Raw genomic sequence first — 7,126 nt, 5'->3', positions numbered from 1 at the left:
ATACAGCACGCACATCCTCGACGCCATCTACGCCTTGGCGCTCGCGCAGTCGCCCGGCATCGTGCCAAAAAGTCTGCTTGGAAAGGCACTGACCTATCTACGCGAGCAGTGGCCGAAGCTGATCCGCTATGTCGAGAACGGCAGTTGGCCTATCTCGAACAACCCTTGTGAGAACGCGATTCGCCCCTTCGTCGTTGGGCGCCGTTCATGGCTTTTTAGCGACACGGTTCCAGGGGCAAACGCAAGTGCAAACCTATACAGCCTGATCGAAACGTGCAAAGCCGGCGGCATCGATCCCTATCGTTACCTCCACTGGTTATTCCAGCGCCTTCCTCTGGCGAAGACCGTCGACGACTACGACGCGCTGCTTCCCTGGAAGATGCCCGCAGATCTCCGCTGACCCACTTCTCTATCACACATCACGCGCTCTACCACCTTACTCTGGGCGGCGTCGTTCGTGGATCGCTTACGCACGAGCAGCGCTCTTCAAAAACGCACTCGCGTACTCATGAACGCGACCCGCCGTTCTGACATTAATGCAGGGCATCAAAGCGAAGGGGCCTGCGAGGCCCCTTCGTGCTTGAGAAAATCGCTCTGACTTGCGCCGCCCAAAAAGCGCGGTTTTACAGCGCCGTCAACAATTGGCCCGAGTTCAGCGTTGATCATTGTGGGGCGCCTTGCAATCGTTATCGCGCGGCGCGGGCGCGGTGAAATTAATGCGCGCTTGGAACTGTCTGGCGAAACCTGCAGGATAGTCGCGGGGAGGGGGGCGTCAGTATGCGGCCTACCTGGACATTCAGTCCGATGACGAATCCAGCCCTGTGTCGGATTGCGTGACGGCATGGCTGGCCCTCGCTTAGGCAGTACTTCTCTGGCGAGAAGGAGCGCGGCGCTGTCGTGCGGGAGCGCCGAAAGCATCGGCACCGCCGCATCAGGGTGACAGCTCCCACATTCTCTCTTTACCGCCTTTGAGCCATCGGGCACGCGGCTTGACGGTCTGCATGTGTTCCGTCTGCATGCGTCTGCTGTGCATCAATTCACCTTTCCTCGTTGGTGGACATTGCTTAGTAAAGTCCGGTTGTACAGGATTCCCGCGGGTCATTAATGGGGCGGGAGGGCGCGGATTCACCGATATCATGTATTCGTGACATTGAACGCACCTGCATTGCCCACTATCGACAGAAATTCACGCCGTGTGGAGGGATCATCACGGAACGAGCCAAGCATGCGGGAGGTGACCATCGACACGCCGGCCTTGTGTACGCCGCGTGTTGACATGCATTGGTGCGCGGCCTCGAGGATCACGCCAACGCCTATCGGTTGCAGGACCTCATTGAGCGTGTCAGCGATCTGAGCAGTCATTTTCTCCTGGATCTGGAGGCGCTTTGCAAAGGCATCAACGAGACGGGCTAGTTTTGAAATGCCGACTACGCGTCTGTCCGGCAGATACGCGATGTGCGCACGACCAATAATCGGCACCATGTGATGTTCACAGTAGCTTTCGAAGCGGATGTCCTTTAGCACGATCATCTCGTCGTAGCCCTGCACTTCGGAAAACGTGCGGGCGAGAATCTCGCGCGGATCCTGCTCGTAGCCCCGGAAAAACTCCTCGTATGCGCGTACGACGCGTGCGGGCGTATCGATCAGCCCTTCGCGCTGTGGATCATCGCCGGCCCATCGTAGGAGAACACGCACTGCATCTTCCGCTTCCTCACGAGTTGGACGCGGGGATAGATTACTTTGTGGCTGGGTATATAAAGTCTGTGTGTCGCACAGAGCGCTCATTGCAAGCTCCCTTGAAAAGGAATATTGGGTAACTGGCTCGACGAAGCAACCTGGCCACGTTGCACAGCTACAGCCAGGGGATGAGCGATAGCAGTGAAATCAACACGATCTATCAGGAGGGGCCTTGCAGATGGCCCCTCCTCGAGTTCTGGCAAACTGTATTGCCGCTGCAATGCGGTTGCCAGACAACTTCGTTTTGCTGGACCTGACGCTTCAGAAAAACGTGATTATGTTGGCGAGGGCCGTGACCGCATGACCTGTGTTCGGAGCGTAGGTAACGGGCGTGGGATTATTCGTATAAATCAACGAGATGCCCGCGTACACACCACGGTAAACGGCAGCCTTATAGGCGACCGTCACCGTTGTGCTCGTAGGATGGGTAAGGGACCCAGCGTTGCTCGCCTGCGCTTGCGCGTACCTGCTGAATCCATTCCGGTCTACGATAATCGCATACGAATCCTGAGGTCTGCTGTCAAATGGGCCGACTGCGTAGAGTCTCAATTCATACGTGCTACTAATTGCAGTAAACTCCTGATTCGCTTTCTGGACAGAAAATCCCGCGAATACGCCGCGGTATGGCGAGGCTGTGGAGAAACGATAGACTTGCTGGTCTGCCATTACATACCAGGCGTATTCGCCAGTTCCGCGACCACCATACTTAAAGTCTTTGAACTCGCTGTTGTTATGGATATAACCCACCCGCCACCAACTCTGAAGGGTGCTAGGCGTTGCGTTGGTCTTATAGCCAAATTCGTCAATTAGCATGGTACGTGCGTGGGGCACATGCCAATCGAATCCTGTAGGGTTGTCTTCGTGATTCTGAACGTATCCGTCCGGACTGGTTGATGCGTGTACCCCAAATTTGTTGTAAATTTTGTCTGTCAGATGCAATGTGATATTGGCTCCGGGACGAGGCGCAAGCGTCCCGGAGAAGCCTGTTTGGGTTATCACCGTACCTGACGTGCCGAAGATCGCGTTCGACAAATTGCCGGCTACGTACGGGCCGTAAAATTCGTAATCATTTCCGATATAGCCAGCTTTCAACTCAACACGCCTGTTGAATAGCGTTTGATAGTAATTGAGGGCTCCAAGATTGAGAAGTGAGGGTCCGCCTGCTTCCCAATTGGTCTTGATGAACGTGCCGCCAAGTACAATCTGTCCGTCCGGAATACCATAGCGTGACAGGTCGAAGAACAGGTCCGCATTCCCACTGGTCAACCAACTGAATTTTTGACCGAAATAGCGCTGCGTCCCGGTCGGGGGGCCGCTATTTGCCGCACCGGAGTAGAGATTGTCACCCATCTTGACGATCCAATTTCCGATATAGCCGATGCCGTAGTCTGCGAGCGTCTTGCGAAGGGCATTGTTGGCGCCGTCGATTGTCGCAGAGGGGGGAGGAAGGTCGATAAAAATACCCTTCCACCGAAGATTTTTATATGGGTCATCCGAAGAAGTGGGTGGAACGGGTGCAGGGAGAGCCACAGTTGGGGTTGCTTCCGCGACCGTCGATGTGTTCCCTGTTGCCTGATCTGCGGCGGTGACGTTCGGGTCGGTGCCGACGGCAAAGGCACCTTGAGCGGCAGAAACTAACGTAATGAACGCAAGCCGCCTGCTGCAACCTTTGCGTGAGCTTTTCATTTTCAGCAACATTTCGTGTCTCCTTTTTATATAGTAATCCATATTAAATAAGCTATATAACGAAACCAACCTTTTATATTCAAGCTGGCTTCAACGCTGACCTGTCGTTAAAAGCAATCATATGGTTATCGCGCATAGCCAGGCCGGAGAGAAAGGCGATATGCGCCTCCATCAGGACAAACCAGGCGACTGTTCTATTGGTGGATCGAGCAAGCGTTCGTGTCTAGTGTTCGAGGGAACCGCTTGCTGTCCACTGCAATCGTTCATTTCCGCCATGCTGCGGCGGCTGCTACCGCTCTTCGCATCGGCGCGCAACTCAGCCAAAAAAGTAAGGCGGCGATCGGCGCTGTAATGAGTGTTGAGACAGTAAGGCTGTCGCCGAGACGAGCCTCATTATGGAAAATGAGATCGGTGGCGCCCGCAACAAGCGCGGGACCCATCCCGTAACCCAATCCCGACGAAACAAGGAGGAATATGCTGGAGATGACACCGCGGTATTCGTTCGGCGCTGTGAGGGGTATCACGGCACCTACTGCGGTCATTCCAAGGCACATGAAGGTGAGAGCGACCGCAGTCAGGAAGACCGGGTAAGAGGGTGCGTGCACCGCTATAAGGATGAGAGCCCCCAGTGACAACGAAAGCCCCATGAAGACCCGCATATGGGCGTCGGTAAGACCTCGGCGATGAGACAGATAGTCAATGGTGTGTCCGACAAGCAGCATGGAAATCGAAGTCGCGACAGTCGCAAACAATGCAAATGCGAAGCTGATGTGCGACATCGGAATGTGAAAGCGCCGGTTCGCAAAGGTTGGTGCCCAGGATACCCATCCGATCGCACACATCAGGAGCGCGGCGTATGCCAGGAACATCGGAACGTAAAATCCTTTCCGGGATAATACAAACCGGATAGCGCTATTGAAGGTTGGACGCACTGTCGGCTCGAGCCGCTCGAGGCGATCCGGTTCTCGGAAAGTCAGGATCAACGGGGCTACGATGAGCGACGGAACAGCCGCAACCATAAAAACGATTTGCCAGGCCGCAAAATGTTCGCCATGAAACGAAACACCGGAGGACGGTACCATCGTAAGAACGAGGCCACCGAGCGCAAATGCCACGCCATTTCCAATTGTTGCACCCATGCCGAAGACTGAGAATGCTATCCCCAATCGGCGTCGAGGCATTGTGTCACCCATCAAGGAATACGCGCCAGGGGACAGGGTAGCCTCGCCTGCTCCGACAGCCAGACGTGCGATGAACAGGTACAGGATCCCGTGAACAAGGCCACAAAGGAATGTGGCAATGGACCAAGTAAGCACGCCCGCCAGTATCAGCAAGCGGCGCGGCCACCGGTCTATGAGATAGCCAAGCGGGATGCCAAGGATGCTGAAAAACAGGGCGAACGCGAGTCCCTGCATCAAGCTGATTTGAAGATCGGTGACGTGCAGGTCAGCTTTGATCATTGGGATCAGTAGTCCAACGATCATCCGATCCAACTGCGAAGTCACAGAAAGCAGAAGCAGAACACCTAACATATACCATGTGCGCCACCCGGCTCTTCGTTCAACAACCGTCCGTACCTGTTCGACAGGTTCTCTACGGCCTGTGCTTACTTCTTTCCCATCAACTCCCATCAGCATGACTCCTCCTAGAATTTGTGCAAGCGAGCCGATGATGCGACCGTCCAGTTCACTCGGCGCCAAATCGGATCGATATCTTTTGATTCTCTCAACGCATCCGTTTCTGGACTGCTGTCTCGGTGGTCTGGTGATGCTGCAATTCCTGGATGCATGCAGCTCGTCCGGCTCGCCTTCCGGAAAAAACGCAATCCGCAAGCGACATTCCGTTGACGTAGCCCGCGGCACATAGTCCTGCGGCCGAATGTCCGGCTGCGTAGAGGCCCGGAATTTTTTGGCCGGAGCTATCGACAACGGAGCCCGTCGCTTCGTCCACCTGTAATCCGCCCAAAGTGAATATCTTCGGAAAAGACAGCCGGTTGGTTACCGCGAGGTTGATCGCAACGTAAGGGCCACCGTCCATTACGTGCAGATGCTCAGCGTTTTTCCCGAGCGGATCGTCACGACTCGCGGTCGCCCCGTTGTTCGCCGCGATTGTGGTTGCCAGCGCGTCGGGGGGGATCCCGATCTTTCGGGCCAGCCCGCGTATCGTCGTCGAATATCGTGTGCCACCGCGCAGGATGTTGAGCAGGGCAGGGGCGTATTGCAACTTGAACTGTGATCGTTTCGCCGTGGCGCATTGGTAAAGCGACCGGATGAAGAGCGCACGATTGAGGATCAGCCAGGCTCTGCCTTCCGGCTGCCCCGCGATGGCGGTGCCGAGGTCACCTGCACCGGCGTCTTCATTCACGAACCTTTCACCGCGGATATTGACAGCTACTCCGCCAAGCAGCCCCCTTGGCGGCGCAATGGAGCGGCTGAGAAAAACGTTCTCGGTACTCGTTACCGCGCCACCGACTGACTGGCCAAGATCGATACCACTACCGTCGTCCCCGATCGATCCCAGACGGACAAGCGCACGATGATTTGCGCCGAGCAATGGCTGGGTTTCGCGTAACTTTTCAGCGTTGAAAACGTATCCGCCCGCCGCAATCACCACACCGCGCCTCGCCCGGATACGGACCGGTGCCTGCATCTCATCTATTTCGAGCTTGCGACATTCGTCGATTGCGCGGTCCTGCGCTGCGGGATTGAGGGGTTTGTGAGGCGTAACCGATGCGTACAGTGCGCGATGCCGATCGATGGCTGTCGGGGCGACGGACGCAGCCTCGACTCCGATCACCGCACCCGTTGCGTCTGTGATCAACCGCGAAACGAGTGTATGAAGAAGGCAGGGTATGCGTGCCCGTTCAACGGCTTTCCTGAGGACATCGAAAAAAACGTATCCGGTAAAGCCTGGACCGAGCGGTCGATGCCCCCGAGGCGCTGCGACGACGCCGGTTTTTCTCTGGAACAGCCTTTCGTTGCCCGCGTAATAAAGGGAGGTCGGTGGCGGAGGATACGCCGTCGGCGCTTCAGAAAGATCGCCACCGTACGGCATGCCAAGGCGCATTAACCAGTCCACGTCGCCGCGGCTACCCTCGCAAAACCGGCTGAGCGTCGTGGGCGCCACAGCGCCGCGCAGTTCCGCTTCAAGGTAGGCGCGCATTGCTGCGGCGTCGTCCGTGATGCCCAGGCGCTTTTGGACGGAAGTCCCGCCAGCATAGAGAATCCCTCCGCTGTACGCGGTCGCGCCGCCTCCATCGAATCGGTCAATGACCAGCACTTCGGCGCCGCTTTCGTGGGCTTCCAGGGCCGCGCATGCTCCCGCGCCCCCGAATCCCACGACAATAACATCCGCTTCCCGGCTCCATTCCACGTTATCCGCGTCGTCGACCCTTACCGGAGCGAGCGCGACGGATATGCGGCGGCTATTCATGATGTCTCCAGTCTTGTTTTGCGTTTGCACTCGCCGGGCTCTCCTACGTGCGTGACGGTGATGCCGCAATATGTCCGGTCAGGCAACTGAGGATTGCAGTCGTTCGCGTCGGTGTATTCATCAAGTCTCCAGATTACGATTTTTCTACTGGCCAAATGGCGGCGATCCCGTGCCGGCCATGACAGATCGACTGTTTCTTGCCGGTTGATACATTACCCCGTTCAGCTGCTTGCCGGTCTTTGCGGAACTCCATGTCTGCGATGCCGTCCGG

5 protein-coding genes are annotated in these 7,126 nt (G+C 56.5%); 1 reads left to right on the top strand and 4 read right to left on the bottom strand.

The annotated features are described in order from the left end of the window. A partial coding sequence (locus QCE79_RS35825; RefSeq protein WP_309852957.1) for a transposase occupies positions 1–400 on the top strand: 400 nt, incomplete at its 5' end. A gap of 734 nt (positions 401–1,134) precedes the next feature. Here QCE79_RS35825 and folE read toward each other — a convergent pair. The 4 genes from folE to QCE79_RS35805 all read right to left on the bottom strand — a co-directional run bounded on the left by folE (position 1,135) and on the right by QCE79_RS35805 (position 6,855). Further along, entirely contained in the window at positions 1,135–1,785 is a 651-nt protein-coding gene (folE, locus tag QCE79_RS35820) for a GTP cyclohydrolase I FolE (RefSeq protein ID WP_309852954.1), read from the bottom strand. Positions 1,786–1,998: 213 nt separating this feature from the next. Further along, positions 1,999–3,435, bottom strand: a complete 1,437-nt coding sequence (locus tag QCE79_RS35815; protein WP_309852951.1) for a carbohydrate porin — start codon at positions 3,433–3,435, stop codon at positions 1,999–2,001. Between the two features lie 251 nt (positions 3,436–3,686). Further along, positions 3,687–5,060 carry an MFS transporter gene (locus QCE79_RS35810; protein WP_309852948.1) on the bottom strand — a complete coding sequence of 458 codons (1,374 nt, stop codon included), beginning with the start codon at positions 5,058–5,060 and terminating at the stop codon, positions 3,687–3,689. Positions 5,061–5,148: 88 nt separating this feature from the next. After that, positions 5,149–6,855, bottom strand: coding sequence for an FAD-binding protein (locus tag QCE79_RS35805; protein ID WP_309852945.1), 1,707 nt, complete (start codon positions 6,853–6,855; stop codon positions 5,149–5,151). Positions 6,856–7,126: the final 271 nt, after the last annotated feature.

This window comes from Caballeronia sp. LZ003, assembly GCF_031451465.1.
Classification (GTDB): domain Bacteria; phylum Pseudomonadota; class Gammaproteobacteria; order Burkholderiales; family Burkholderiaceae; genus Caballeronia.
The sequence above is the reverse complement of the archived record's forward strand: the minus strand, read 5'-3'. Positions and strand labels throughout refer to the sequence as shown.